Raw genomic sequence first — 24,383 nt, forward strand, 5'->3', positions numbered from 1 at the left:
CCCCATGTACGAACTCAGAGGCGTCTCCAAGCGCTACACCCGCGGCAAGGACGTCGTCCACGCCCTCGACGGGGTCGACCTGACCATCCCGGACGGCGACCGGCTCGTCATCCAGGGCCCCACCGGAGGCGGCAAGTCCACCCTCCTGCAGATGCTCGGCGGCCTCGACCGGCCCAGCGCGGGCGAGGTCGTCCTCGACGGCACCGACCTGGCCGCACTGTCCGAGGCCAGGCTGACGAAGGTGCGCAGCGAGAACATCGGCTTCGTCTTCCAGGCCTTCAACCTCATCCCGACGCTCACCGCGCAGGAGAACGTCGAGACCGCCCTCGTCCCGCTCGGCGTGAAGGGCGGGGAGCGGCGCGAACGGGCCGCCGAGGCCCTGCGGTCCGTCGGCCTCGGCGAGCGGCTCGGACACCTCCCCGGCGAGATGTCCGGCGGCCAGCAGCAGCGCGTCGCCATCGCCCGCGCGCTGGTGAAGCAGCCCAAGGTGCTGCTCGCCGACGAGCCCACCGGCAACCTCGACGAGGGCATGCGCGACGAGATCATGGACGTCCTGCACACCATGTGGAAGGAGCACGGCCTGACCTTCGTCATGGTCACCCACGACTCCACCATCGCGAAGAAGGCCCCGCGCGTGGCCACCATCCGCAAGGGGAAGATCACCGTCAAGGAGAACGCCGTCTCCTGACGCGGTACGGCGCTCCTCGACACGGCGCCCCACGCGGTACGGCGCCCCACGCGGTACGGCGTCCCCGCGACCCGACGCGCCGAGCGGGCGGCCCCCGGAACACCGGCTCCCCGGAGCAGCGGCTTCCGGCGGGCCGTCCGCGCCCGGCTCAGGACGGCGCGGGCGTCCTCACACCGACGAGGAGGAGCCCGTCCCCACCCGGCTCGCGTCCGTCCCCCAGCTCGCCAGCAGCCGCAGCCCCTCCGCCGAGGGCGACCCCGGCTCCGCGTGGTACGTCACCATCGTCTGCTCGCTCTCCCCGAGCAGCCGGAACCCCTCGAAGTTCAGGGACAGCTCACCCACCAGGGGATGGCGCAGCAGCTTCACGCCGTAGGCCTTGTCCTTGACGTCGTGGGTCGCCCACAGCCGCCGGAAGTCGTCGCTCTTCACCGACAGCTCACCCACCAGGGCCGACAGCCGCGGGTCGTCCGGATAGCAGCCGGCGTCCATCCGCAGCGCGCACACGATGTCGATCGCCTTCTGCTCCCAGTCCACGAACAGATCGCGGTAGTCGGGCCGCAGGAACACCAGCCGCGCCCAGTTCCGCTCGGCGACCGGCAGCTCGCCCCAGTCCCCGAACACGGCCGCCGCCATCCGGTTCCAGGCGAGGATCTCCGACCGCCGCCCGATCACGTACGCGGGCACCCCGTCCATCTGGTCCAGCAGCTCCCGCAGCGCCGGACGCACCTGCCGGCCCCGCGCCGCCGGCCTCTTCTTGTGCTGCTTCGGCTTGGCGAGATGGGTCAGGTGCGCGTGCTCGGCGTCGGTCAGCCGCAACGCGCGGGCGATCGAGTCCAGCACCTCCGCGGACACGTTCCGCCCGTTGCCCTGCTCCAGGCGCGTGTAGTACGCCACCGACACCCCGGCCAGCTGCGCCAGCTCCTCGCGCCGCAGCCCCGGCACCCGGCGGTGCCGCCCGAAGTCGGGCAGCCCCACGTCCCCCGGCTTCAGCCGGGCGCGCCGGGTGCGCAGGAACTCGCTGAGTTCGGCACGCCGGTCCAGACGCCCGCCGGGCTGCGGTACGGCATCGGCCTGTTCGTCCATGCGTCCAGTATTCACGGTCGTACGCAGGCGAACCTGACCCCGCCAGTGGTAGGCACGGCGGACGTAGGCACAAGTGAGGCCTGGGTGGACGCCGCGATACGGGGCAGGCTGGACGCCGTGCCCGGTCCGAAGGCCGACCGGGCGTACGACTGCTAGGAGAACCCCGGCATGACCACTGTTGCCGCGTACGCCGCACCCTCCGCCAAGGCTCCGCTGGAGCGCACGACGATCGAGCGACGGGAGGTCCGCGAGTTCGACGTCCTGATCGACATCAAGTTCGCCGGCATCTGCCACTCCGACATCCACCAGGCCCGCGAGGGCTGGGGCGAGGCCATCTTCCCGATGGTGCCCGGCCACGAGATCGCGGGCGTCGTCTCCGAGGTCGGCCCCGGTGTGACCAGGTTCGCCGTCGGCGACCGCGTGGGCGTCGGCTGCCTCGTCGACTCCTGCCGCGAGTGCGACAACTGCAAGGCCGGCCTGGAGCAGTACTGCACCGGCGGCAGCGTCGGCACGTACAACGCCGTCGGCAAGGACGGCGAGCCCACCTACGGCGGCTACTCGGAGAAGATCGTCGTCGACGAGAACTTCGTCGTCCGCATCCCCGACGGCCTCGCCCTCGACGTGGCCGCCCCGCTGCTCTGCGCCGGCATCACCACCTACTCCCCGCTGAAGCACTGGAACGCCGGCCCCGGCAAGAAGGTCGCCGTCCTCGGCATGGGCGGCCTCGGCCACATGGGCGTCAAGATCGCGCACGCCCTCGGCGCCGAGGTGACGGTGCTCTCCCAGTCGCTGCGCAAGAAGGACGACGGCCTGAAGCTGGGCGCCGACCACTACTACGCCACCAGCGACCCGGAGACCTTCAAGGAACTGGCCGGCACCTTCGACCTGATCCTGTCCACCGTCTCCGCCCCGCTCGACCTGGACGCCTACCTGGCCCTGCTGCGCACGGACGGCGCCTTCGTCAACGTCGGCGCCCCCGAGGAGCCCGTCGCGCTCAACCTGTTCTCGGTGATCGGCGGCCGCAAGACCCTCGCCGGCTCCGGGATCGGCGGCATCCAGGAGACCCAGGAGATGCTGGACTTCTGCGCCGAGCACGGCTTCGGCGCCGAGATCGAGCTGATCAGCGCCTCCGAGATCAACGAGGCGTACGAGCGGGTGCTGGCCAGCGACGTCCGCTACCGCTTCGTGATCGACACGGCGACCATCTGACGTCCCGCGTCCCGCGTCCCGCGTCCCGCGTCCCGCGTCCCACGTCGCCTTCGACGGGCCCCCGGCCGCACGCGCCGGGGGCCCGCGTCGTACGTCCTCCGCCGGCCCGGCCTCTCGGGTCAGCCCGCGGAGAAGGACTCCCCGGCGCCGTACGACCGCACGAGCGCGCCGCCGGCCGGCGCGGGCCGTACGGAGTGGGCGCGGCCGAGTCCCGCGACCCGCGCCCGTCCGCCCGCCACCCGCACCACGGTGTTCTCGTCGACGGCGACCCCGTGCGCGAGCCGCCCGTCCGCCACGACCGCGGCCAGCCGCGCCAGCGTCCCCCACTGCGCCGCGTGCACGTCCACCCCGAACGGCACCAGCCCCAGTCCGGCCCGCACCTCGATCTCCTCCAGGTCCTCCGCGGTGTCCGGCGGACACACCGCCACCCCGCCCGCCAGCCAGCCCCCGACCACCGCGTCCCGCGCCGCGATCGCCGCCCCCGCGGAGTAGCCGGCGTACGGCACACCCCGCTCGGCGAGCAGCGCGGGCAGCGTGTCGCGGCTGTCGGCGAACGCCTCCTGGTAGGCCGGTGTCAGCCCGCCGCACACCAGCAGCGCGTCCACGTCCGCCGTCAGCGCCCCCGGCTCGAACGGCTCCCCGAGCGGCAGCAGCAGCGGCACCGGCGCGCAGTCACCGGCCTTGCGCAGCAGGGTGTCGTACCGGGCGAACAGGTCGGCGCCGTCGCCCTCGTCGACGAGGACGCACAGCACCCGGGGCACGGCCGCGGAGGCGGCGCGCAGGAAGGGGCCGTAGACGGCGCCGGCGGCCGACTCGTCCCGCCCCCCACCGATCAGGAACACATCACTGCTGCCGCTCATACGGAATTCCCCCCGGGGCTGTGCCTACGACGTCGACGGACACGGCCGCCCCCACGGACGGCCCGGATGCCCGGGGCAGTAACTCACGAACGGACGGCTGTGCGCCGCCGATTTTCGCGGCGCACAGCCGTCCGGTGACGGGTCCGGCAACGGGGGCGGAGGCAGGAAGGCCTCTCCTCACCGGTCGCCGTCGCGGCTCCACAGGGTCAGGTCACTGCTGGTCGCGACGGCGAGCGTGCGTCCGGAGGGGGAGAAACCGACGGCACGGAGGGTGGAGTAGTTCGAGTGGAAGACGTGCCACCACTTCTCGCCGTGCGGGCCGCGGTGCGGGAGTCCGTCACCGCGGGAGAGCAGGACGCGTTCGTGCGGCCAGGCCGGCTGGACCACCTCCACCGACCAGCCGTCCGCGGTACCGGTGTGCAGCCCGCCACCGAACAGGCCCGCGATGCGCACCCGGCGTCCGGCGACCGGTCCCAGCCCCGGACACGACAGGTCCTCCGACTCGTCGGGCATGCCGCCCTCCGGACCGGGGTCACGATCGCGGGCGATCCTCTCGCCCGTGACGGCGTCGAAGAGCCCGTGACCGTCCTGCGAGACGACCATCACCAGGTCGTTCCCGCTGCCGGGATGCACGGCGAACCCGATCCCGAGAAGCCCGCCCACGGCCGCACAGGAGCCGAAGACGGACCGCCAGGGCGCGGGCGCGGCAACCACCGGCGCGGCGAGCAGCCGGTCCCGCATGGCCAACTGGTAGGCGGACAGACCGGCTTCGGGGTCCGGCCGCTCGGCGGAGGCGGTCGAACTGGTCCACTTCACCATCGGGTCGTGCTCCTCGGGTTCTGGCATCGCGCTCGTCCCGTCACGGGAACAGCGACGAACAGGTGGCCGGATGAATTCCGCACGTCGGTCATGCCGGGCAACCGGACCGCGGAACCGGGGGCGTGGGCAATCGAATTCTCGCCTGCCCACGGACGGTCGGAGCCGCTCGCCCGAAACCCCTGTGCGGCTCCCCGCCTCCTCCTGCCTTCACGGCATGACGTCGGTCGAGGAGTGGCCGGACTTTCCCGAGGGGCTCGATCCCCGGAGCGTGTCCTTCCGGGAAGCCCGTTGCACGTGGCACGGCACGACCTGACCGGAGCCGCCGGCCAAGGTCGTGCGCACCCGGGACGGCGCCCGGTGGGCGGCCTGCGCGCGGGCAGTGCGCACGACCGCGGCCGACCGCGGCGTCCCACCTGGCCGACTGACGACTGTCACGGCCCTTTCCCCGACAGGTCACCCGCACAGGCCGGCCAGGAGCCCGTCCGGGGCGGGGTAGGGGCGTTCGGGCGGGAGGAGCCGGGCCGCGGCATCGAGGTCGCCACCGGTCACACGGTCGCGTATCTCGTGGACGAGCGGGGTCACGTCGCGGACGGCGACCGTCCACTCGTCCGCGTAGCGCCGTGCGGCCTCCCCGGCGAGGCCGAGTTGCAGGGACCGGTACGGCAGGGGCTGGAGGCGCAGGTCCCGCTCGGGGTCCCACTGCACACGGGTGGGCGCGCGCCTCAACTGCCGCTGCCAGGCCTCGCGGTCGGCGTGCACCCCGGGCACGTAACTCGACAGGCACGCGTGCCGCAGCGCCCAGTCGAAGCCGTCGCGGGTGATCTCGACGGCGAGGACCGTCTCCTGCCCGGCCTTGGCGCCCCAGCCGCAGCGGTACATCATCCACAGGAACGACGGCTTGATCCAGGTCATCCGGTCCCGCTTCCACGCGGCGGGGAAGCGGCCGTCGCGGGCGGCGGGTACGCCGATCTCCGGTGGGTACGCCTGGTGGACGGTGACCGTGGACTCCGTGTGGACGGCGCGGATCCGGCGTTGCGGTTCTTCCATGCCGTACAGCGTGTGGCCGCCCGGTCCGGGCGGCCACCGATTTAAGGACTCAGCCCTCGACCTCGGCGAGACCGATCGGGCACGACAGCCCCGTGCCGCCGAGGCCGCAGTAGCCGTTCGGGTTCTTGGCGTCGGAGAGGTACTGCTGGTGGTGGCTCTCCGCCGGGTAGAACGTCCGGTCCCGTGCCGGGAGGATCTCCGTGGTGATCGTGGGGTGGCCCGCCGCTGTGAGGACCTGCTGGTAGGCGTCACGGGAGGCTTCGGCCGCGGCGGACTGGGCGGTGGTGTGGGTGTAGATCGCGGAACGGTACTGGGTCCCGACGTCGTTGCCCTGGCGGAAGCCCTGGGTGGGGTCGTGGGACTCCCAGAACGTCTTCAGGAGGGTCTCGTAGGAGATGACGTCCGGGTCGAAGACCACGCGGACCACCTCCGTGTGACCGGTCAGCCCCGAGCAGACCTCCTCGTACGTGGGGTTCTCGGTGTGGCCGCCCTGGTAGCCGACCAGCGTCGTCCACACACCCGCCGGGAGCTGCCAGAACTTGCGCTCCGCGCCCCAGAAGCAGCCCAGGCCGAAGTCGGCGGTCTCCAGGCCCTCAGGGTGGGGGCCGAGCAGCGGGGTGCCGAGGACGGTGTGGCGGTCGGGGACGGAGAAGGCCGGCTCGGTGCGGCCGGGCAGAGCCTGCTCGGGGGTCGGGAGCTGGGGCTTGCGGCTGTGCGGGAACATGCGGTCTCCAATCAGGGGTCCGGGCATGTCAACGCTTGTGGGCCCCGGCGCATTCCGGCCCGGACCTGGACTCAGGCCGGTGGCCCGGGCCCAGGCCCGGGCCGGGACCGGGCTCAGTGCGGGAGCGACGCGGGGCTGCCGCCGTTGGCCTCGTATCCCGCCACGGCCAGCGCGCGGTACACCGCGAACTCGCCCGCCGGGTCGGCGGACAGGGTCCAGGGCAGCGCGCCCACGTGGCCGTCGACGTGGACCAGCTGGTTCACCGCCTCCGACCAGCGTTCGGCGCGCACCAGGAAGAAGACCAGGAGGTGGCGCACGTGCGCCAGCATGGGGTCGTCGGGGCGGGCCGCGTGGACGGCGAACAGGGCGCCGTGGATCGCCTTGGTCACGACCTCGCTCTGGTAGAAACCGGTGACCAGGTTGACCTCGGGCAGGTGCTCGAACACCGCGAAGAGGGGCATCGCCGCGAGGAGGGAGCCCTGGGGTGCGCGCGCCGCCGCGGCCTCCGCGAAGGACATCGCCGTCTCGCGCGAGCCGTGCCACTTCTCACACCAGTAGTGCAGGGCCGCCAGATGTGCGCCCATGTGCGCGGGGGCACGGTCCAGGATCTTCAGCCACAGCTGCTCGAACTCGCGCTGCGAGTAGGCCAGACCGCGGGCCACCGACAGCTCGACGATGTACGGGACCGGGTCGCCGGGGGCGAGCAGCGCCGCCTGCCCGCAGGCGTCCTTCGCCTCCTCCATGATGATCCGGAAGTCGTCCGTGCCCGGCGTCGAGGTGCGCCACGCCTGCTGGACGAGGAACTCGGCGTGCACCGCCGCCCCGCCCGGATCCTCGGGCGCCTCGGCGCGCCACACCCGCAGCCACTGCCCGCCCGGCGTGTCACCGACCCCGCCGGGCCGCTGCTGGAGCTCCAGCGCGGCGGCGCCCGCGAAGGCCTGCACGCGCTGCCAGCGCCGCTCGCCCTCGGTCTCGGTGCCCATCAGCAGTTGCCGCGCGGCCCGGTGGTCCTGGGTGCGCTGCACCACGTTCAGGACGTCGAGCAGGTCCTGGTCGGGGCCGGGCATGCGGATGTCCAGCTCCTCCTCGCGGACGAAGCCGTAGTCCGCGGGGTCCGCGGCGTCGGGGTGCCCGGCCGGGACCTGCTCGATCCCGCCGCGCCTGCGCCGCAGGAACGGCAGCAGCACGAAGCTGAGCATCACCAGCGCGATCAGGACCCAGAGAATTTCCATGCCCCAAGGGTTCCAGACGCCGCGGACAATTGGCCAACCTCCTCCGCCGGCCTGTGGAAAACCTCCCGGTGGAGCGGCGGGCACCCCGCCGTCCCGCACCTTCTCCCCCGGCGCACTACGCTCGGTGCCCATGAGCGACAGGCACATCAGTCAGCACTTCGAGACCCTCGCGATCCATGCGGGCAACACCGCCGATCCCCTCACCGGCGCGGTCGTCCCGCCGATCTACCAGGTCTCGACCTACAAGCAGGACGGCGTCGGCGGTCTGCGGGGCGGCTACGAGTACAGCCGTAGCGCCAACCCGACCAGGACCGCCCTGGAGGAGAACCTGGCCGCCCTGGAGGGCGGCGTCCGGGGTCTCGCGTTCGCTTCCGGACTGGCGGCCGAGGACTGCCTGTTGCGTACGCTGCTCAGCCCCGGCGACCACGTGGTGATCCCCAACGACGCGTACGGCGGCACCTTCCGGCTGTTCGCGAAGGTCGTCTCCCGGTGGGGCGTGGAGTGGTCGGTGGCCGACACCAGCGACCCGGCCGCCGTACGGGCCGCGATCACCCCGAAGACGAAGGCGGTGTGGGTGGAGACCCCCTCCAACCCGCTGCTCGGCATCACCGACATCGCGGCCGTCGCCCAGGTGGCGCGGGACGCGGGCGCCCGGCTCGTCGTCGACAACACCTTCGCCACGCCGTACCTCCAGCAGCCGCTGGCGCTCGGCGCGGACGTCGTCGTGCACTCGCTGACCAAGTACATGGGCGGCCACTCGGACGTCGTCGGCGGCGCGCTGATCACGGGCGACCGGGAACTCGGCGAGGAACTGGCGTACCACCAGAACGCGATGGGCGCGGTCGCCGGGCCCTTCGACTCCTGGCTGGTGCTGCGGGGCACGAAGACGCTGTCGGTGCGCATGGACCGGCACAGCGAGAACGCGACCAAGGTCGCCGACATGCTCACCCGGCACGCGCGCGTGACGAACGTCCTCTACCCGGGGCTGCCGGACCACCCCGGTCACGAGGTCGCCGCCAAGCAGATGCGGGCGTTCGGCGGCATGGTGTCGTTCCGGGTGGCGGGCGGCGAGGAGGCGGCGGTCGAGGTGTGCAACCGCGCCCAGGTGTTCACGCTGGGCGAGTCCCTCGGCGGCGTGGAATCGCTGATCGAGCACCCCGGACGCATGACGCACGCGTCCGCGGCCGGTTCGGCCCTGGAGGTCCCGGCCGACCTGGTGCGCGTCTCGGTCGGCATCGAGAACGTCGAGGACCTCCTGGCGGACCTCCAGCAGGCCCTCGGCTAGGCACCCGGCCACGGGCCGGCTTTCACCAGCCGGTCAGGGGTGGGGTCGTCTCCGACGGCGGCTCCACCCAGGGCTCGGCCACCGCCGCCCAGACGGCGAACGCGACGGCCGCCGCCCACAGCAGCAGCCACAGCAGGCGCCGGGCGAGCGTGCGGCGGCGGAGCATGCGGCTGCCGCGGCGGACGGCGTCCGTGTGCAGCTCGGGCGGCAGCCGGGGCACCGTCCGCTCCATGATCTGCCGCACGGCGGCCTCCCGCTGGGGCCGGTTCACGTCGGCGTCGCCTTCGCGGCGGAGGGCCGGGGCGGGAGCGGCGGGGGCGGGTGCAGGACGGTCGCCGTCGCCCGGTCGCAGAGGGCGTGGACGCGTTCCGCGGGCAGCCCGAGGAGGGCCGCGACCTGTTCCTCGCCGACGCCCTCGTAGAGCCTGAGGACCAGGATGAGGCGTTCCCGCGGGGTGAGGCCCGCCAGCGGGCCGGTGAGGTGCCGGCGGGGCCGGCCCAGGGCGGCGTACCGGTGCCAGGCGGTGTCGGCGAAGCGGACGGCGAGGTGCCGGCGGGCGTGGTCGTAGGGGTCCTCGCTGTGCAGCCGGTCCCAGCACGCGTAGGTGTGCGCGAGGGCGTGCGTCAGCAGCCGTCGCGCGCGCGGGTTGTCGTCGGACGGTTCCCCGGTGAGCAGGGTGGCGGTCTGCGTCAGCCGCCCGCCCGCGCCCGCCACGAACGCCTCGAAATCCTTGGCCCGACGGGCGTCCCGGCCCGCATGCCGTGCTCGCACCGTGCGCCTCCCGCCTGCCGGCGACCCCCTGGGAACGGATCCCGGCCGGCTGTGGCGAACGGGGACCCGGTCTCATATGAGGCCAGGGGCGGGCCGTCGGTCAAGAGCCGCGCACGCGCGGGATGCGCGACGCGCGCGGGGGTCAGGAAGCCGGTGCGGGCTCCGTGCCCGACAGACCGGGGGAGGCCATCCGGGTGGACAGGGCGGTGTTGAAGCGGGTGAGGAGCGTGCAGAACGCCTCGCGCTCCTCCGGGCTCCAGTCCCCGGTCAGCTCGGCCATCAGCTGACGTCTGGAGGACCGCACCTCGTCCAGCCGGGACAGCCCGCGCGGGGACAGCTGGAGCACCACGGCCCGCCCGTCCTCGGGGTGCGAGGTGCGCTTGACCAGACCGGTGTCCACCAGCGGCGCCACCTGCCGGGTGACGGTCGACGAGTCGATGCCCATGCTCGCGGCGAGCGCCTTGACGCCCATCGGGCCTTCCTTGTCGAGGCGGTTGAGCAGCAGGTAGGCGGCGCGGTCCATGGAGTTGCGCACCTGCCCGACGCCGCCGAGCCGGGTCTGTTCGGCACGGCGTGCGAAGAGCGCGACCTCGTGCTGCAGCGTGTCCAGAAGACCGGTGTCACCGACGGTCGTCATGTCCATCGACATTTCAGGTGTTGTGGGCATGGCCGGGGGCTCACTTCATGAAGGGGGTGCTGGGTTGGGGGACAGGGTACGCGGCCCGGAGGCGGGTCGTACCGGCGCTGCGGAAACCGGTCTCGGTGGTTGGTCACAGCGGTCGTTCCCGCCTGTGAACTGCGATGCTGGTGTCATGAGCTATGGCACGGCTGACTCCTTGCGGGCCGTCACTCTCGACGATGTGCGCGGCGCCCAGAAGATGCTGTCGGGGGTGGCGCGGACGACCGCGATGGAGGGCAGCAGGCACCTGTCCCAGCTCGTCGGGGCGCCGGTGCACCTCAAGTGCGAGAACCTCCAGCGGACGGGTTCGTTCAAGCTGCGCGGCGCGTACGTCCGGATCGCCGGCCTGCTGCCGGAGGAGCGGGCGGCCGGGGTCGTCGCGGCGAGTGCGGGCAACCACGCGCAGGGTGTCGCGCTGGCCTCCACCCTGCTGGGTGTGCGGTCCACGGTGTTCATGCCGACGAGCGCCCCGCTGCCCAAGATCAGCGCGACCCGGGAGTACGGCGCGCGGGTGTGCCTGCACGGGCAGGTGGTCGACGAGACGCTGACGGCCGCGCAGAAGCACGCGGCGGAGACCGGCGCGGTGTTCATCCACCCCTTCGACCACCCGGACGTGATCGCCGGGCAGGGCACGGTGGGTCTGGAGATCCTCGAGCAGTGCCCGGAGGTGCGGACGATCGTCGTCGGGATCGGGGGCGGGGGACTCGCGGCGGGCATCGCGGTGGCGGTGAAGGCGCTGCGGCCCGACGTGCGGATCGTGGGGGTGCAGGCGGAGGGCGCGGCGGCGTATCCGCCCTCGCTGGCGGCGGGCCGGCCGGTGTCGTTGCGCAGTCCGGCGACGATGGCGGACGGCATCAGGGTCGGCCGGCCCGGTGACGTGCCCTTCGGGATCGTCGGCGACCTGGTGGACGAGGTGCGCACGGTGTCGGAGGACGCGTTGGCGGCCGCCCTCCTGCTGTGTCTGGAGCGGGCCAAACTGGTCGTCGAGCCGGCCGGGGCGAGTCCGGTGGCGGCGCTGCTGAGCGCGCCGGACGCCTTCGAGGGGCCGGTGGTCGCGGTGCTCTCCGGAGGCAACGTGGATCCGCTGCTGATGCAGCGCGTCCTGCGGCACGGCATGTCCGCGCAGGGCCGCTACCTGGCCGTCCGGCTGCGGCTGACGGACCGGCCCGGCGCGCTCGCGACGCTCCTCGGGGTGCTGTCGGCGATGGACGCCAACGTCCTCGACGTGAGCCACGTACGGACCGACCCGCGGCTCGGACTCACGGAGGCGGAGGTGGAACTGCACCTGGAGACGAAGGGGCCGGTGCACTGCGCCGAGGTCGGCCAGGCCCTGCGCGAGGCCGGTTACACCGTCATAGACTGACGCCGCTGCCCGCTGCCCGCTGCCCGCTGCCCGCTGCCCGCTGCCCGCTGCCGGTCCCGCGCGCCGGCCGAGGCCGTCCGCCGGGCCGGAACTCTCTTGTCACTCGTTCGGGTAAGCCCGTTGAGAGACGCGATACATCGCGTTACGGTGTGAGTCACGCCATGTCGCCGGTGCGCTCGCCGCGTCCCGGCCGAGCGGAACGAAACGCGCAAAACTAGTCTTTCCGGAGAAACCCCACCGACGGAATCCCCAACTGCAGAATCCCCAACGACGTGGAGACTCACATGCCGGGCGCCATCCATGCCGAAGGCCTGGTGAAGACCTTCGGCGACGTAAGGGCTCTGGACGGCGTCGACCTCGACGTCCCGGAGGGCACCGTCCTCGGCCTGCTCGGGCCGAACGGCGCGGGCAAGACCACCGCGGTCCGCTGCCTGACCACCCTCCTGCGCCCGGACAGCGGCCGGGCCGTGGTCGCCGGACTCGACGTGCTCGAGCATCCCCACGAGGTCCGGCGCTCGATAGGACTCTCCGGCCAGTTCGCCGCCGTCGACGAGTACCTGACCGGGCGCGAGAACCTCCAGATGGTCGGGCAGCTCTACCAGATGCGGGCGAGGGCCGCGAAGGCCCGGGCGGCCGAGCTGCTCGACCAGTTCGACCTCGCGGACGCCGCCGACCGCGTCACGAAGACCTACTCCGGAGGCATGCGCCGCCGCCTCGACCTGGCCGCCGCACTCGTGGTCTCCCCGCCCGTGATGTTCATGGACGAGCCCACGACCGGCCTCGACCCGCGCAACCGGCAGATGCTGTGGGAGGTGATCGAGCGCCTCGTCTCCGGCGGCACGACACTGCTGCTGACCACCCAGTACCTGGAGGAGGCCGACCACCTCGCGCACGACATCGCTGTCGTCGACCACGGCAAGGTCATCGCCCGCGGCACCTCCGACCAGCTCAAGGCCCGCACCGGCGGCGAGCGCGTGGAGGTCGTGGTGCACGACCGCGAGCACATGCCGACCGCGGTCGAGGTCCTGGCCGGCTTCGGCAAGGGCGACACCACCGTCGAGGAGCACACCCGCAGGCTCACCGTGCCCGTCACCGGCGGCGCCAAGCTCCTCGCCGAGGTCATCCGGGAGCTGGACATCCGCGGCATCGAGATCGACGACATCGGCCTGCGCCGCCCCACCCTCGACGACGTCTTCCTGTCCCTGACGGGACACGCGGCCGAGGCGAGGGCCGAGGAGGATGCCGAGGCGAAGGACGAGAAGGATGCCGTGGCCCGGAAATGAGCGGTGTCGCGCTGTGGACGCGAGACGCGGACCCGAGTGGACCGGCGGTCGGCACCGGAGGGCCGCGACCGCACGCGCCCGACGGCGAGGACACCCGGCCCGGCTTTCGGAAGGAGCGGACTGAGTGAGCGGCATGAGCGATTCCCTGGTCATCGCCCGGCGGAACGTGATCCGAATGAGCCGGATTCCCGAGGTGGTCATCTTCGGGCTGATCCAGCCGATCATGTTCGTGGTGCTGTTCAGCTACGTGTTCGGCGGCTCGATCAGCGTCCCGGGCGCGGGTCTCAGCGCATCCGGATATCGAGAGTTTTTGATGGCGGGCATCTTCGCGCAGACCGTCACCTTCGCCACCGCCGGAGCCGGCGCGGGCGTCGCCGACGACATGCACAAGGGCCTCATCGACCGGTTCCGCTCGCTGCCCATGGCGCGCGGCGCGGTGCTGACCGGCCGTACCCTCGCCGACCTGATGCAGACGGCTCTGACTCTGGTGGTCGTCGCGATCGTCGCCCTCCTGGTCGGCTGGCGCACCCACGAGAACTTCGGCAAGGTACTGGCCGGATTCGGCCTGCTGCTCCTGCTCGGTTACGCGTTTTCGTGGATCGGCGCGCTGATCGGCCTGTCCGTACGCACTCCCGAGGCGGCCACCTCCGGCGGACTGATCTGGCTGTTCCCGCTGACGTTCATCTCGAACGCGTTCGTGCCGCCGGAGAACATGCCCACGTTCTTGCAGACCATCGCGAACTGGAATCCGTTCAGCGCCACGGTGCAGGCCTGCCGTGAGCTCTTCGGGAACCTCCCGGCGGGTTATCCGGTGCCGGACGCCTGGCCCATGCAGCACCCGGTGTGGGCCTCGCTGCTGTGGTCCGCACTGATCATCGTGGTGTTCCGCACGCTGGCCGTGCGCAAGTACCGCAGGGCGGACGCTTGACCGACCGGACCGGTGGCACGTGCGACCAGGCTCCTGATCGCGGACTTCCCCCTGTCGACGATCAGATCGCCCTCCCGGTGACCGGGCACCGCCCGGTCCCGGCCGCGGGTGCCCGTGGGGTGGTTGCGGCGGATCCCCCGGCTGACCGTGGACGGGCCGCGGCCCGATTCCGCGACGCCCGCCGCACGGTGGCCCTCTCCCGCGGCCGGCCGGCGATGTGGACCGGCTCGTCCTCGCGCGGGTATCCGGACGCCGCGGACGGCGGCACCACCGCACGTATCGGTGGTGCCGCCGTCCGTCGTCCGTGAGCGCTGCGGCCGTTGTGCCACTTCCGGCCCGTGCGGTCACCGACACCGACGATCACGCCTCGGCGTCGCTGTGGTCCCGCTGGACGAGCCGGGAGGGTGCCGCCCGCTCCCGGCTCGGCTTCACCGGCCCCCGAACCGTCCGGACCCCGCGGATCCCGAAGTCCATCGCACCCCTTGCACCGGGGCGTCGCGGCGACCCCTGGAACCCGAGCCGAGTCCTCCCCGGCCCATCGCCTCGTTCTCCGCCGTCAGGGGCAGATGAAGTTGTACTTCGAGGACCCCTGCCAGATGATCCTGCCGTTGTACTTCGCCACCGCCCACGTGGTCCAGTTCGAGCACTGACTCGGCGTGACCGAGACCGAGACCGTGCCGGCGTTGATCTTCTTGCACTTGGACGCCACATTGACGTCCGGGGTGAACGGGTGCTGAGCGTTGAGATACACGCACAGCTGGGTGCCTACGGGATTCGGTCCGTTGAGGTTCGCCGCCGCGATCACCTTGGCCCCTGACTTGTACGGGGCCTTGGCCGTGCCGGACGCGGCCTGGGCAGGAACGGTCAGCGCCAGCACGCCGGCACTCGCGAGACATGCGACGAGCGCGCACTTGCGAAGGATCTTCATTTCCCCCTCCAACAATCACCTGGGTACGGGCATGATCCGCGGGGTGGAGTGGGGTGGCCCGCCTCCTCGGTCCCGGCGTGATCATGCCGAGTGGTCGCGAGCACGCTAGCGCGCGAGAAAATCCCGATCCACTGCTTTGCAGGAGTGTTTGCGCCAGTTCTCCCTGTGGACGGCGAGTTCTGCCGATGGATCCGAGCACTGTCGATGGATCTTCGCCGACTCCGGACGATCGCCGTCCGTGGCACGGGCCGTGCGGCACCCGGTGTGGGCCTCGCGTCCGACGACGGCATGACGAAGCCCCCCGGCGTCACGGAGCGCCGGGGGGCTTCGTTCGGGAAGTCCGGGAAGGGGGGTCAGCCGTTGTAGGGCTCGGCCTTGAGGATGCGGACGGAGGCCTTCTTGCCGTTCGGCAGCTCGTACTCCGCGTCCTCGCCGACCTTGTGGTCGAGCACGGCGGAGCCCAGCGGCGACTGCGGCGAGTAGGTCTCGATGTCGGAGCTCGCGTACTCGCGCGAGGCCAGCAGGAAGGACAGCGTGTCGTCCTCGTCACCGTCGAAGGCGATCGTCACGACCATGCCGGGCGCCACCGCACCGTCCGTGGACACCGGGGCGGCGCCCACCTTGGCGTTGTCCAGGAGCTGGGTGAGCTGGCGGATACGGAGTTCCTGCTTGCCCTGCTCCTCCTTGGCAGCGTGGTACCCGCCGTTCTCGCGCAGGTCGCCCTCCTCGCGCGCGGCCGCGATCTTGGCGGCGATCTCGGTGCGCGCAGGACCAGTAAGGTGCTCAAGCTCGTCCTTGAGCTTGTTGTACGCCTCCTGGGTCAGCCAGGTGACGTTCTCGCTGGTCTGGGTCACAGGGTGCTCCTCGTCGGTACTGGGAATAACAAAGCATCGCCCTACCTGGAAGCATGTTCCTCCACAGATGGGCGAAACCACGAGCCTAACAATTCAGCGGCCCAAAGGGGAGGACATAAGCCGTAAGACTTACGTCGACGCAGGTCAGTACCGGCGTATTGCGGCGATGGTCAGTCCGCGTGACAACCCAGCAATTCCGCCGTGGTGCCCCGGGACGTCGTACGGAGCGTGACCACCTTGTCGATCCGCGTGTCCGGGCCGGAGAAGCGGAAGTCGGCGCGGCCCACCTCGGCGCCGTTCTCGGCCTGCGAGCGGACCGTGCAGTAGCCGCTCACCCCCGCGTCCTTGCGGACCTCGAGGTGCACCCGCACCGAGTCGTCCGAGACCTGGAAGGTGATCATCTCGCCGCTGATCTTGTTCTGGCCGACGTAGTGATAGGCGAAGTAGCCGATCAACGCGAGCAGCAGCGCACCCAGGACGGCGCCGGCCACCTTGAGCGTGCGGTCCGCACGCTCGTCCGAGGAACGGCCGTAACGGCCCTCGGGCGGTCGCGTGCTCGCCGTACTCATGATCGTCCTCTCGGCAAGGCCTCCGGCCGGTCGGGCGAAGGTCCGAAAGTGGGCTGCCGGGGCAGGACCACGGAATTATTGGCCCCCCGATTCGGTCACTATAGAAGCCGCCGATCGCACCCCGTCCCACGGGGGCGCCGACTTACTGAGGATTTGAGTCTTGACTGACCAGCTGCGACTGATGGCCGTGCACGCCCACCCCGACGACGAGTCGAGCAAGGGCGCGGCCACCATGGCGAAGTACGTGTCCGAGGGGGTGGACGTGCTGGTCGTGACCTGCACGGGCGGGGAGCGCGGCTCCATCCTCAATCCGAAGCTCCAGGGCGACACCTACATCGAGGAGAACATCCACGAGGTGCGCAAGAAGGAGATGGACGAGGCCCGCGAGATCCTCGGGGTCGAGCAGGAGTGGCTCGGCTTCGTCGACTCCGGGCTGCCCGAGGGCGACCCGCTGCCGCCGCTGCCCGAGGGCTGCTTCGCCCTCGAGGACGTCGACAAGGCGGCCGGTGAGCTGGTGAAGCAGATCCGCTCCTTCCGTCCCCAGGTGATCACCACCTACGACGAGAACGGCGGCTACCCGCACCCCGACCACATCATGACCCACAAGATCTCCATGGTGGCCTTCGAAGGCGCGGACGACACCGCGAAGTACCCGGAGAGCGAGTTCGGGCCGGCGTACCGGCCGCTGAAGCTCTACTACAACCAGGGCTTCAACCGGCCGCGCACCGAGGCGCTGCACCAGGCCATGCTCGACCGCGGCCTGGAGTCGCCGTACGGGGACTGGCTCAAGCGCTGGAGCGAGTTCGAGCGGGTCGAGCGCACGCTGACCACGCACGTTCCGTGTGCCGACTTCTTCGAGATCCGCGACAAGGCGCTGATCGCGCACGCCACGCAGATCGACCCCGACGGGGGCTGGTTCCGGGTGCCGATGGAACTCCAGAAGGAGGTCTGGCCGACCGAGGAGTACGAGCTGGCGAAGTCGCGCGTCGACACCTCCCTCCCCGAGGACGACCTCTTTGCGGGCATCCGCGACAATGCCTGACATGAGCGCAAGCGTGAGCCTGGCAATGACGCACCTCGTCCCCCTCGCCAAGGAGGTCGACGAGAACAAGGTCACCCCCGGCGTCCTCGGCTTCATCGTCTTCGCGGCGATGGCGATCGCTGTCTGGGGCCTGATGAAGTCGATGAACCGCCGCATGGGCAAGGTCGACTTCGTGGAGACCCCGGAGGACGCCTCCGGCGAGACCACCACGGAGAAGCCCACGCCCGCCAAGGGCTGAGCCGGGCCGCACCTGCGGACCGCCGCACCGCCGCCCGCCCGCGCGGGCAGCGGTGCCGGCGTCCTGCGCCGCGCCGACCCGCGCGGCCGCGGGCCGCGCCCGTCGGCGGCCCGGCCCTGGCTTCGGCTCCGGTCCTCGGAGCCACGACGGACAGCCCCCGCCCCCGGAGCCACGACAGCTCCAGCCCGCGGAGCCGCGGCGGCCCGGTCCTCGACCCCCGGAGCCACGGCGGTGCCGGTCCGCGCCGGCCGCGGTCGGCGGCGGTCGGCGGCGGTCGGCAGTGACCGGTGGGGCACCCGCGGTGCCTGGTCGGCGCAGGGCGTCGGACGCGTTCCGGGAGGGGCCTGCGGCAGGATGGACCCCATGGCGAACCGGCTGGCCCATGAGACGTCCCCGTACCTGCTCCAGCACGCCGACAACCCGGTCGACTGGTGGCCCTGGTCGGCGGAGGCGTTCGAGGAGGCGCGCCGGCGGGGGGTGCTGGGATCGACACATCGCTCGACCTCATGGTCGTGGCGCGCATGAATGGTCGGCTGGTGGTCGCACATGTCAGCTCGTACCTGCCTGTAGTGCCATGGCTTTCCGGCCTGCGACTGGCGCGCTCGTGGCGTCGATGGCAAAGCGGGGCAGTCGTGGCCCGTTCGCGTCGATGAACCGCAAACCGGATGCCCGGACCTGGGTCAGTTTCGTAGGTAGCTGCCCCGGTTGGTGTGATCTTCCGCCAACGTGACCTTGATCAGTTCCTGACCGGGCACGGCTGAACGATCGCTTACGAGCCGGCATGGCATCCGCAGGTGGTGCATCCGGCCCGGAGGTGGGGAATGTTCCGATCGGTCCGCGAACAACGACTATCCGGACACTACCGGTCAGCTGTCGAAAGCGGGGAGACCTCTCCGTCCTTACACGACCCCGAGATCGACGGTGATGGAGAAAGGCGCGGTGGCCTTCACCGTGCCGGTGAACATCTCGCCGTCCCTGTAAGCCCTGATGGCGGGATCGAGGACGTAGGTGTAGACGATCGGAACACCGGTGGCGGCCTGTTCGACCCGCCAGTAGAAGGGGATTCCGGCCTTGGCGTACTGGTCCACCTTCACGATCCGGTCGGTGGTCTCCGAACCGGGCGACACGACTTCGACGACCAGGAGTACGTGCTCGGGTCGGGTAGGCGTGAGGTCGATGGTCTCCGCCCGGTAGACGATGACGTCCGGCCGGCGGTTGGTGAGCGGAACGTCCTGCAGTCGGACGTCGAAGTCCGTGTCCGCGTTCCAGTCCCGGCCCGCAGCGGCGTCCAGGGCATTGGCCAGGATCCGGGCCAGCCGGTTGTGCCGCTTGGACGCGCTCGGGCTCACGACGACCATTCCGTCCACGATCTCGATGCCGGCACACTGCTCCTCGGACCAGGAGTCGTACTGCTCCGCGCTGATCTGCGAATGCATCCACGCGGGCGCCACCATCTCGGCGGCCATGGTGTACCTCCTTCGAGGAGCATCGGCAGTCCCGGCGCTGCTGGGCTCAGCCTACTGTCCGGTGACGCCGGGACGCTCGGCTTCGGAAGGCACCCCTGTCTCACCTGCCCGTTCCCGGTAGGGGTTCGGTTTCGATGCTGGAAGCCCGATCGCGGGCTCGGTGGTGGCTCGGCTCCGTCAGGTGTTGACCCGCCGGGTCTGTGGGCCTGTGTGTGCTGTCCGGTGAGCTGAGGGCACTGCGGCAGGATGGACCCCATGGCGAACCGACTGGCCCATGAGACGTCCCCGTACCTGCTCCAGCACGCCGACAACCCGGTCGACTGGTGGCCCTGGTCGGCGGAGGCGTTCGAGGAGGCGCGCCGGCGGGGGGTGCCGGTGCTGCTCAGCGTCGGGTACTCGAGCTGCCACTGGTGCCACGTCATGGCGCACGAGTCCTTCGAGGACCAGGCCACCGCCGACCACCTCAACGAGCACTTCGTCAGCGTCAAGGTCGACCGTGAGGAGCGGCCCGACGTCGACGCCGTCTACATGGAGGCCGTGCAGGCCGCGACCGGGCAGGGCGGCTGGCCCATGACCGTGTTCCTCACGCCGGACGCCGAGCCGTTCTACTTCGGCACCTACTTCCCGCCCGTGCCCCGGCAGGGCATGCCGTCCTTCCGGCAGGTGCTGGAGGGCGTGCGGCAGGCCTGGGACGAGCGGCGGGACGAGGTGGCCGAGGTCGCCGGGAAGATCGTGCGGGACCTCGCCGGACGCGAGATCTCCTACGGGGACAGCCTGGCGCCCGGCGAACAGCAGCTGGCGCAGGCACTGCTCGGCCTGACCCGGGAGTACGACCCGCAGCGCGGCGGGTTCGGCGGGGCGCCGAAGTTCCCGCCGTCCATGGTGATCGAGTTCCTGCTGCGCCACCACGCGCGCACCGGGGCCGACGGTGCCCTGCAGATGGCGCGGGACACCTGTGAGCGGATGGCCCGCGGCGGGATCTACGACCAGCTCGGCGGCGGCTTCGCCCGCTACTCCGTCGACCGGGACTGGACCGTGCCGCACTTCGAGAAGATGCTGTACGACAACGCGCTGCTGTGCAGGGTGTACGCCCACCTGTGGCGGTCGACCGGGTCCGAGCAGGCCCGGCGGGTCGCGCTGGAGACCGCCGACTTCATGGTGCGGGAACTGCGCACCGCCGAGGGCGGGTTCGCCTCCGCGCTGGACGCCGACAGCGACGACGGGAGCGGGCGGAACGTGGAGGGGGCGTACTACGTCTGGACGCCCGAGCAGCTCACCGAAGCCCTGGGCGCCGAGGACGCGGCGCTGGCCGCCGCCCACTTCGGGGTGACCGACGAGGGCACCTTCGAGGAGGGCGCCTCCGTGCTGCAACTGCCCCAGCGGGAAGGCGTGTTCGACGCGGAGAAGATCGCGTCGGTGAAGGAGCGGCTGCTGGCCGCGCGGGCGGAGCGGCCCGCACCCGGCAGGGACGACAAGGTCGTCGCCGCCTGGAACGGTCTCGCCGTCGCCGCGCTCGCCGAGACCGGCGCCTGCTTCGACCGGCCCGACCTGGTGGACGCGGCCGTCGCCGCCGCCGACCTCCTCGTCCGGCTGCACCTCGACGACCAGGCGCGGCTCACCCGGACCAGCAAGGACGGCAGGGCCGGGGCCAACGCGGGCGTCCTGGAGGACTACGCCGACGTCGCCGAGGGCTTCCTCGCGCTGGCCGGGGTGACGGGCGAGGGGGTCTGGCTGGACTTCGCCGGGTTCCTGCTCGACCACGTGCTCGCGCGCTTCACCGACCCGGAGTCGGGGGCCCTGTACGACACGGCGTCGGACGCCGAGCAGCTCATCCGGCGCCCGCAGGACCCGACCGACAACGCGGTGCCCTCCGGGTGGTCGGCGGCCGCCGGGGCGCTGCTGTCGTACGCCGCCCACACCGGGTCGCAGGCGCACCGCGCCGCGGCGGAGAAGGCGCTGGGGGTCGTGAAGGCGCTCGGGCCGCGGGTGCCGCGGTTCATCGGATGGGGTCTGGCCGCCGCCGAGGCGCTGCTCGACGGGCCGCGCGAGGTGGCCGTCGTCGGGCCCTCGCCCGACGATCCCGCCACGCGCGAGCTGCATCGTGCCGCGCTGCTGGCGACCGCGCCGGGAGCGGTGGTCGCCTGTGGCACGCCGGGGAGCGAGGAGTTTCCGCTGCTCGCCGACCGGGTGCTGGTGGGCGGGGCGCCGACGGCGTACGTCTGCCGCGGGTTCGTGTGCGATCTGCCGGTGACGGAGGTGGACGCGCTGCGCGCGAAGCTCACCCCGTGAGGTGGTGGGGGGCGTCGGTTGCGGAGCGGGGGCGGCGCGGCGGGAGCCGGTCGCGCCCCGCGGCGGGGCGGCACGGGTGACGGCCCCGCCCCCGGTGGCCCCGCCCCCCGTCGGCCGGGCCGCCGCCGTGACGAACGCGGGCTTTCAGTTGTTCCTGTTCCCCGCCCCCGCCGGTCGGGCCGCCGCCGGCCGCCCGCCGACGGGGCCCGGCCCGGTGGTTCAGCGGGCCGGGGTGGAGCCGCGCAGGTGACGGTCCCGCTCCCGGCCGGTCGCGGGCCGTGTCACCGCCGGTCCCGGAGGCCGCCGGGGCCCGACTTCGGACGTTTACGGGACCCGACTTCGCACGCCGCCGGGACCCGACTTCGCACGGCGACGGGGCCCGGCCGGTGGCCGACCGGGGCGAGCCGGTGGCCGACCGGGCCGTGCCCCGTCGCTTCAGCCGTGGCCGGGCCCCGTCGCTTCAGCCGTGGCCGGGGCCTCGCCTCAGCCGTTGCGGGGTCTCACCCCGGCGTCCCGCACGCCTCGTGCCGGCCGTGGCTTCGGCCCCGCCGTCACCCGAGCGGGTCCGGCACCGGGTCGGGGACCGGGTCCGGCGTGACGCGGGGGAGGGGCGGAAGGGCGGTGTGCGGGCGGCGGTACAGCCAGCGGTCCACGACCAGGAAGCGGGCCGTGAAGACGATCGCCATGGCGAGTGCCGTCGCCGGCAGGGCGGTCATGCCGGCGGCGCCGATGAGCAGCGCGCCGAGCGGGATGCGGGCGACCAGGTCGGCGTTGCCGACGGCGGCGAACGTCAGGATCCGTATCCCGCGCCGGTGGTGGCGCCGCTGGTTGCGGTAGACGAAGGAATCGATCAGGGCGAAGTTCCACAGCAGGCCCGCCTGGTTGGCGACGATCTCCGCCGGGGCGTAGTGCAGGCCGGGGGCCCGGCTGGTGAGCAGCCAGAGCAGGGCCAGGTTGGGGACGAAGCCCGACAGGCCGATGAGGCCGAAGACGACGGCGCGGGCGCGGGGGTCGGCGGTGCGCAGGGTGATCAGGTGGCGCAGGAAGCGCATGCCCTCGCGGGCCGTCGACTTGGACTCGCCGGCGTGCCGTTCCCCGAAGGCGTACGGGACTTCGGCGATGCCGCGCGGGCGGCACCGTACCGCCAGTTCGAGGAGGATCTTGTAGCCGAGGGGCTGCAGGCCCTCGTCCTGGGCCGAGGCGCGGTCGACCGCGGTGCGGCGGATCGCGAAGAAGCCGCTCATCGGGTCGGTGAGGCCGCCGAGGGCGCGGGGGAAGAGGGACTTGGCCAGGAGGGTGGAGGAACGGGAGACGAGCCTGCGGTAGGTGCCGTCGAGGCCGCCGCGGTCCCCGCCGTCCGTGTAGCGGCTGGCGACGACGAGTTCGGCGCCGGTCGCCTCGCCGCGGGCGACGAGGTGCGGGACGAGTTCGGGCGGGTGCTGGAGGTCGGCGTCGATGACGACGATCCAGGGCGCCGAGGCGCGGGCGACGCCCTCGACCACGGCACCGCCGAGGCCGCCCTCGGGGACGGGCCGGTGGTGCAGGACGACCGGGACGGCACTGCGGCGGGCCGCCTCCTCGATGACCTCGCAGGTGTGGTCGGTGGAGTCGTCGGCGAAGACCACCTCCGCGCGGGTCCCCGAGGGGATCGCGGCGCCGATGCGGGCGAGCAGCTCGTGGATGTTGTCGGCCTCGTTGAAGGTCGGGACGACGATGGACACGTCGGCGGGCAGGGCCGTCACCGTGCCTCCTGGGGCTGCGGGGCGGGGGCGGGGAGGTGTGCGCCGACATGGGAGGTCAGCTCCCAGTCGCGGCGCCCGGTGTACTCGCGCCACACGGCGCGCAGGGCGGCGCCCGCGAGGATCACGGCGTAGACGGGGCCGAGGAGGACGAGCCCCGCGTACTGGCCGAAGCTGATGCGGAAGCCGTACTCGCGGCCGAAGTCGTGCAGGGCGACCGCCTCGAAGACGATCATGGCGGCCATCGGCAGCATGGGCAGCCAGGCGAACATCGAGAAGGGCAGCGGGACTCCGCCGACGAAGGCGAAGAGGATGCCCAGCGGGATCATCACACCGGTCGCGGCCTGCACGAACGGGGTGCTGAGCGTGTAGCGGGCGAGCATCCGCTGGCCGAAGCCGGGCAGCCGGCGCCATTCGCCCTTGCGCAGGACCTGGAGGAAGCCCTGGTTCCAGCGGGTGCGCTGCTTGTAGAGCGCCCTGATCGAGCCGGGCGTCTCCTCGCGGGTGACCAGCGCCGCGTGGTAGGCGACGACGACCTTGGCGCCGCCGCTGGACAGCCGGACGCCCAGGTCGCAGTCCTCGGCGAGGCAGTCGCCGTCCCAGCCGCCGGTGTCGCGCAGCAGTGCGGACCGGACGAAGACGGTGTTGCCGCCGAGCGGGATGAACCCCTTGCGGGCGTGCAGGTGCAGCCGGCTGCGGAACCAGAAGAAGTACTCCAGGCAGTTGCGCAGGCTGTACCAGCTGCTCCGGTAGTTGATCAGCTGGACGCCGCCCTGGACGACGTCGGCGTTCTCGTGGCGGAAGGCGAAGTCGACGTGGCCGAGCAGTTCGGGGTGGACGACGTCCTCGGCGTCGAAGACCCCGACGACCTCGCCGCGGGCGTGCGGCAGCGCGGTGTTGAGGGCCCGGGGTTTGTTCTTCCTGGCGTGGGTGTCGACGACCGTGCGCACCCTGTCGGGGTGCTCGGCGGCGAGTTCGTGGGCGATGGCGGCGGTGCCGGGGTCGTCGTGGCCGACGATCAGCAGGATCTCGTAGTCCGGGTGGTCGATGCGGAGCATCTGCTCGACCGTGTGCCGCAGGACGGCCTCCTCGTGGCGGGCCGGGACCAGCAGGGAGAAGGACAGGTCCGCCCTGCCGTCGGGCGTGGCGAAGGCCGTCGACTCCAGTGTCTCCGGGGTGCGCCAGGCGTGGAGCATCCACCACAGGGTGATCCCTGCGGCGGCCATGAGGACGATCGAATCGATGAACAGAATGGCGGAGACCACGAATTCCCCCCTCGGTCTTTCT

Annotated in this window: 24 protein-coding genes and 1 pseudogene; 10 read left to right on the forward strand and 15 right to left on the reverse strand. The window is 72.0% G+C overall.

The window, feature by feature from the left end; genetic code table 11:
* Positions 1-4: 4 nt before the first annotated feature.
* Entirely contained in the window at positions 5-688 is a 684-nt protein-coding gene (locus ACH4N1_RS20325; protein WP_398098810.1) for an ABC transporter ATP-binding protein, read from the forward strand.
* Positions 689-856: 168 nt separating this feature from the next.
* On the opposite strand, the gene ACH4N1_RS20330 is transcribed toward ACH4N1_RS20325, so the two are convergent.
* The gene (locus ACH4N1_RS20330; protein WP_398098812.1) at positions 857-1,771 is read right to left on the reverse strand and encodes a helix-turn-helix domain-containing protein; all 915 of its coding nucleotides are present in this window, start codon (positions 1,769-1,771) and stop codon (positions 857-859) included.
* A 168-nt stretch (positions 1,772-1,939) separates the two neighbouring features.
* Between ACH4N1_RS20330 and ACH4N1_RS20335 the strand changes: the two genes are divergently transcribed.
* Positions 1,940-2,980, forward strand: coding sequence for an NAD(P)-dependent alcohol dehydrogenase (locus tag ACH4N1_RS20335; RefSeq protein WP_398098814.1), 1,041 nt, complete (start codon positions 1,940-1,942; stop codon positions 2,978-2,980).
* A 119-nt stretch (positions 2,981-3,099) separates the two neighbouring features.
* On the opposite strand, the gene ACH4N1_RS20340 is transcribed toward ACH4N1_RS20335, so the two are convergent.
* From ACH4N1_RS20340 to ACH4N1_RS20360, 5 genes are all read right to left on the reverse strand, one after another.
* A complete protein-coding gene (locus ACH4N1_RS20340) occupies positions 3,100-3,840 on the reverse strand; it encodes a Type 1 glutamine amidotransferase-like domain-containing protein (RefSeq protein WP_398098815.1) in 741 nt (246 codons plus the stop codon).
* A gap of 177 nt (positions 3,841-4,017) precedes the next feature.
* A complete protein-coding gene (locus ACH4N1_RS20345; RefSeq protein WP_398099168.1) occupies positions 4,018-4,659 on the reverse strand; it encodes a hypothetical protein in 642 nt (213 codons plus the stop codon).
* Between the two features lie 453 nt (positions 4,660-5,112).
* The gene (locus tag ACH4N1_RS20350; protein ID WP_398098817.1) at positions 5,113-5,706 is read right to left on the reverse strand and encodes a DUF4291 domain-containing protein; all 594 of its coding nucleotides are present in this window, start codon (positions 5,704-5,706) and stop codon (positions 5,113-5,115) included.
* 49 nt (positions 5,707-5,755) lie between these two features.
* Entirely contained in the window at positions 5,756-6,430 is a 675-nt protein-coding gene (gene msrA / locus ACH4N1_RS20355) for a peptide-methionine (S)-S-oxide reductase MsrA (RefSeq protein ID WP_398098819.1), read from the reverse strand.
* Between the two features lie 113 nt (positions 6,431-6,543).
* Complete coding sequence (locus tag ACH4N1_RS20360; RefSeq protein ID WP_398098820.1) at positions 6,544-7,662, reverse strand: hypothetical protein; 1,119 nt, start codon at positions 7,660-7,662, stop codon at positions 6,544-6,546.
* A gap of 130 nt (positions 7,663-7,792) precedes the next feature.
* Here ACH4N1_RS20360 and ACH4N1_RS20365 point away from each other — a divergent pair, with 130 nt between their 5' ends.
* Positions 7,793-8,947 (forward strand): cystathionine gamma-synthase, encoded by a 1,155-nt coding sequence (locus ACH4N1_RS20365; protein WP_398098822.1) that lies wholly within the window; start codon positions 7,793-7,795, stop codon positions 8,945-8,947.
* A gap of 22 nt (positions 8,948-8,969) precedes the next feature.
* Here the strand turns inward: ACH4N1_RS20365 and ACH4N1_RS20370 are convergent, their stop codons facing one another.
* The 3 genes from ACH4N1_RS20370 to ACH4N1_RS20380 all read right to left on the reverse strand — a co-directional run bounded on the left by ACH4N1_RS20370 (position 8,970) and on the right by ACH4N1_RS20380 (position 10,367).
* Positions 8,970-9,218 carry a hypothetical protein gene (locus ACH4N1_RS20370; protein WP_366062684.1) on the reverse strand — a complete coding sequence of 83 codons (249 nt, stop codon included), beginning with the start codon at positions 9,216-9,218 and terminating at the stop codon, positions 8,970-8,972.
* Positions 9,215-9,718, reverse strand: coding sequence for a sigma factor-like helix-turn-helix DNA-binding protein (locus tag ACH4N1_RS20375; protein ID WP_398098823.1), 504 nt, complete (start codon positions 9,716-9,718; stop codon positions 9,215-9,217). Before ACH4N1_RS20375 ends, ACH4N1_RS20370 begins: the two co-directional genes overlap by 4 nt.
* A 142-nt stretch (positions 9,719-9,860) precedes the next feature.
* Complete coding sequence (locus ACH4N1_RS20380; RefSeq protein ID WP_398098825.1) at positions 9,861-10,367, reverse strand: MarR family winged helix-turn-helix transcriptional regulator; 507 nt, start codon at positions 10,365-10,367, stop codon at positions 9,861-9,863.
* Positions 10,368-10,530: 163 nt separating this feature from the next.
* On the opposite strand from ACH4N1_RS20380, the gene ilvA reads away from it, so the two are divergent.
* The 3 genes from ilvA to ACH4N1_RS20395 all read left to right on the forward strand — a co-directional run bounded on the left by ilvA (position 10,531) and on the right by ACH4N1_RS20395 (position 13,971).
* A complete protein-coding gene (gene ilvA, locus ACH4N1_RS20385) occupies positions 10,531-11,760 on the forward strand; it encodes a threonine ammonia-lyase (protein WP_398098827.1) in 1,230 nt (409 codons plus the stop codon).
* 284 nt (positions 11,761-12,044) lie between these two features.
* Complete coding sequence (locus ACH4N1_RS20390; protein ID WP_398098829.1) at positions 12,045-13,043, forward strand: ATP-binding cassette domain-containing protein; 999 nt, start codon at positions 12,045-12,047, stop codon at positions 13,041-13,043.
* Between the two features lie 133 nt (positions 13,044-13,176).
* Positions 13,177-13,971 carry an ABC transporter permease gene (locus ACH4N1_RS20395; protein ID WP_398099170.1) on the forward strand — a complete coding sequence of 265 codons (795 nt, stop codon included), beginning with the start codon at positions 13,177-13,179 and terminating at the stop codon, positions 13,969-13,971.
* A 556-nt stretch (positions 13,972-14,527) separates the two neighbouring features.
* On the opposite strand, the gene ACH4N1_RS20400 is transcribed toward ACH4N1_RS20395, so the two are convergent.
* From ACH4N1_RS20400 to ACH4N1_RS20410, 3 genes are all read right to left on the reverse strand, one after another.
* Entirely contained in the window at positions 14,528-14,899 is a 372-nt protein-coding gene (locus tag ACH4N1_RS20400) for a hypothetical protein (RefSeq protein ID WP_398098831.1), read from the reverse strand.
* A gap of 353 nt (positions 14,900-15,252) precedes the next feature.
* A complete protein-coding gene (greA, locus tag ACH4N1_RS20405) occupies positions 15,253-15,753 on the reverse strand; it encodes a transcription elongation factor GreA (protein WP_398098833.1) in 501 nt (166 codons plus the stop codon).
* A gap of 170 nt (positions 15,754-15,923) precedes the next feature.
* On the reverse strand, positions 15,924-16,322 hold the full coding sequence (locus ACH4N1_RS20410) for a DUF4307 domain-containing protein (protein ID WP_398098835.1): 399 nt from the start codon (positions 16,320-16,322) through the stop codon (positions 15,924-15,926).
* A 160-nt stretch (positions 16,323-16,482) separates the two neighbouring features.
* On the opposite strand from ACH4N1_RS20410, the gene mca reads away from it, so the two are divergent.
* The 3 genes and pseudogenes from mca to ACH4N1_RS20425 all read left to right on the forward strand — a co-directional run.
* Positions 16,483-17,364: a mycothiol conjugate amidase Mca gene (mca, locus tag ACH4N1_RS20415; protein ID WP_398098836.1), complete on the forward strand. Its 882-nt coding sequence runs from the start codon at positions 16,483-16,485 to the stop codon at positions 17,362-17,364.
* The gene (locus ACH4N1_RS20420) at positions 17,357-17,602 is read left to right on the forward strand and encodes a hypothetical protein (protein WP_398098838.1); all 246 of its coding nucleotides are present in this window, start codon (positions 17,357-17,359) and stop codon (positions 17,600-17,602) included. The genes mca and ACH4N1_RS20420 overlap by 8 nt, the downstream gene beginning before the upstream one ends.
* A 363-nt stretch (positions 17,603-17,965) precedes the next feature.
* Positions 17,966-18,082 (forward strand): annotated as a pseudogene (locus ACH4N1_RS20425) (DUF255 domain-containing protein); the annotation flags it as partial.
* 419 nt (positions 18,083-18,501) lie between these two features.
* On the opposite strand, the gene ACH4N1_RS20430 reads toward ACH4N1_RS20425, so the two are convergent.
* Entirely contained in the window at positions 18,502-19,068 is a 567-nt protein-coding gene (locus ACH4N1_RS20430) for a Uma2 family endonuclease (protein ID WP_398098840.1), read from the reverse strand.
* 255 nt (positions 19,069-19,323) lie between these two features.
* On the opposite strand from ACH4N1_RS20430, the gene ACH4N1_RS20435 reads away from it, so the two are divergent.
* Positions 19,324-21,357 carry a thioredoxin domain-containing protein gene (locus ACH4N1_RS20435; RefSeq protein WP_398098841.1) on the forward strand — a complete coding sequence of 678 codons (2,034 nt, stop codon included), beginning with the start codon at positions 19,324-19,326 and terminating at the stop codon, positions 21,355-21,357.
* 551 nt (positions 21,358-21,908) lie between these two features.
* Here ACH4N1_RS20435 and ACH4N1_RS20440 read toward each other — a convergent pair.
* Positions 21,909-23,099: a glycosyltransferase gene (locus ACH4N1_RS20440; RefSeq protein WP_398098843.1), complete on the reverse strand. Its 1,191-nt coding sequence runs from the start codon at positions 23,097-23,099 to the stop codon at positions 21,909-21,911.
* Positions 23,096-24,322 carry a glycosyltransferase gene (locus ACH4N1_RS20445; protein WP_398099171.1) on the reverse strand — a complete coding sequence of 409 codons (1,227 nt, stop codon included), beginning with the start codon at positions 24,320-24,322 and terminating at the stop codon, positions 23,096-23,098. The genes ACH4N1_RS20440 and ACH4N1_RS20445 overlap by 4 nt, the downstream gene beginning before the upstream one ends.
* Between the last annotated feature and the right edge of the window lie 61 nt (positions 24,323-24,383).

The sequence above is a fragment of the Streptomyces sp. NPDC017202 genome, assembly GCF_044331705.1.
In the GTDB taxonomy this organism is placed as follows: Bacteria; Actinomycetota; Actinomycetes; order Streptomycetales; family Streptomycetaceae; genus Streptomyces.

Excerpts from the sequence above, each read along its gene's own strand:
- ACH4N1_RS20380 (WP_398098825.1), bottom strand. The coding sequence starts at position 10,367 with ATGTCGATGGACATGACGACCGTCGGTGACACCGGTCTTCTGGACACG.
- ACH4N1_RS20340 (WP_398098815.1), bottom strand. The coding sequence starts at position 3,840 with ATGAGCGGCAGCAGTGATGTGTTCCTGATCGGTGGGGGGCGGGACGAG.
- ACH4N1_RS20335 (WP_398098814.1), top strand. The coding sequence starts at position 1,940 with ATGACCACTGTTGCCGCGTACGCCGCACCCTCCGCCAAGGCTCCGCTG.
- ACH4N1_RS20390 (WP_398098829.1), top strand. The coding sequence starts at position 12,045 with ATGCCGGGCGCCATCCATGCCGAAGGCCTGGTGAAGACCTTCGGCGAC.
- ACH4N1_RS20395 (WP_398099170.1), top strand. The coding sequence starts at position 13,177 with ATGAGCGATTCCCTGGTCATCGCCCGGCGGAACGTGATCCGAATGAGC.
- ACH4N1_RS20445 (WP_398099171.1), bottom strand. The coding sequence starts at position 24,322 with ATGGCCGCCGCAGGGATCACCCTGTGGTGGATGCTCCACGCCTGGCGC.
- ilvA (WP_398098827.1), top strand. The coding sequence starts at position 10,531 with ATGAGCTATGGCACGGCTGACTCCTTGCGGGCCGTCACTCTCGACGAT.
- ACH4N1_RS20345 (WP_398099168.1), bottom strand. The coding sequence starts at position 4,659 with ATGGTGAAGTGGACCAGTTCGACCGCCTCCGCCGAGCGGCCGGACCCC.
- ACH4N1_RS20325 (WP_398098810.1), top strand. The coding sequence starts at position 5 with ATGTACGAACTCAGAGGCGTCTCCAAGCGCTACACCCGCGGCAAGGAC.
- ACH4N1_RS20410 (WP_398098835.1), bottom strand. The coding sequence starts at position 16,322 with ATGAGTACGGCGAGCACGCGACCGCCCGAGGGCCGTTACGGCCGTTCC.
- ACH4N1_RS20365 (WP_398098822.1), top strand. The coding sequence starts at position 7,793 with ATGAGCGACAGGCACATCAGTCAGCACTTCGAGACCCTCGCGATCCAT.
- ACH4N1_RS20360 (WP_398098820.1), bottom strand. The coding sequence starts at position 7,662 with ATGGAAATTCTCTGGGTCCTGATCGCGCTGGTGATGCTCAGCTTCGTG.
- ACH4N1_RS20350 (WP_398098817.1), bottom strand. The coding sequence starts at position 5,706 with ATGGAAGAACCGCAACGCCGGATCCGCGCCGTCCACACGGAGTCCACG.
- ACH4N1_RS20330 (WP_398098812.1), bottom strand. The coding sequence starts at position 1,771 with ATGGACGAACAGGCCGATGCCGTACCGCAGCCCGGCGGGCGTCTGGAC.
- ACH4N1_RS20430 (WP_398098840.1), bottom strand. The coding sequence starts at position 19,068 with ATGGCCGCCGAGATGGTGGCGCCCGCGTGGATGCATTCGCAGATCAGC.
- ACH4N1_RS20420 (WP_398098838.1), top strand. The coding sequence starts at position 17,357 with ATGCCTGACATGAGCGCAAGCGTGAGCCTGGCAATGACGCACCTCGTC.
- ACH4N1_RS20400 (WP_398098831.1), bottom strand. The coding sequence starts at position 14,899 with ATGAAGATCCTTCGCAAGTGCGCGCTCGTCGCATGTCTCGCGAGTGCC.
- ACH4N1_RS20435 (WP_398098841.1), top strand. The coding sequence starts at position 19,324 with ATGGCGAACCGACTGGCCCATGAGACGTCCCCGTACCTGCTCCAGCAC.
- msrA (WP_398098819.1), bottom strand. The coding sequence starts at position 6,430 with ATGTTCCCGCACAGCCGCAAGCCCCAGCTCCCGACCCCCGAGCAGGCT.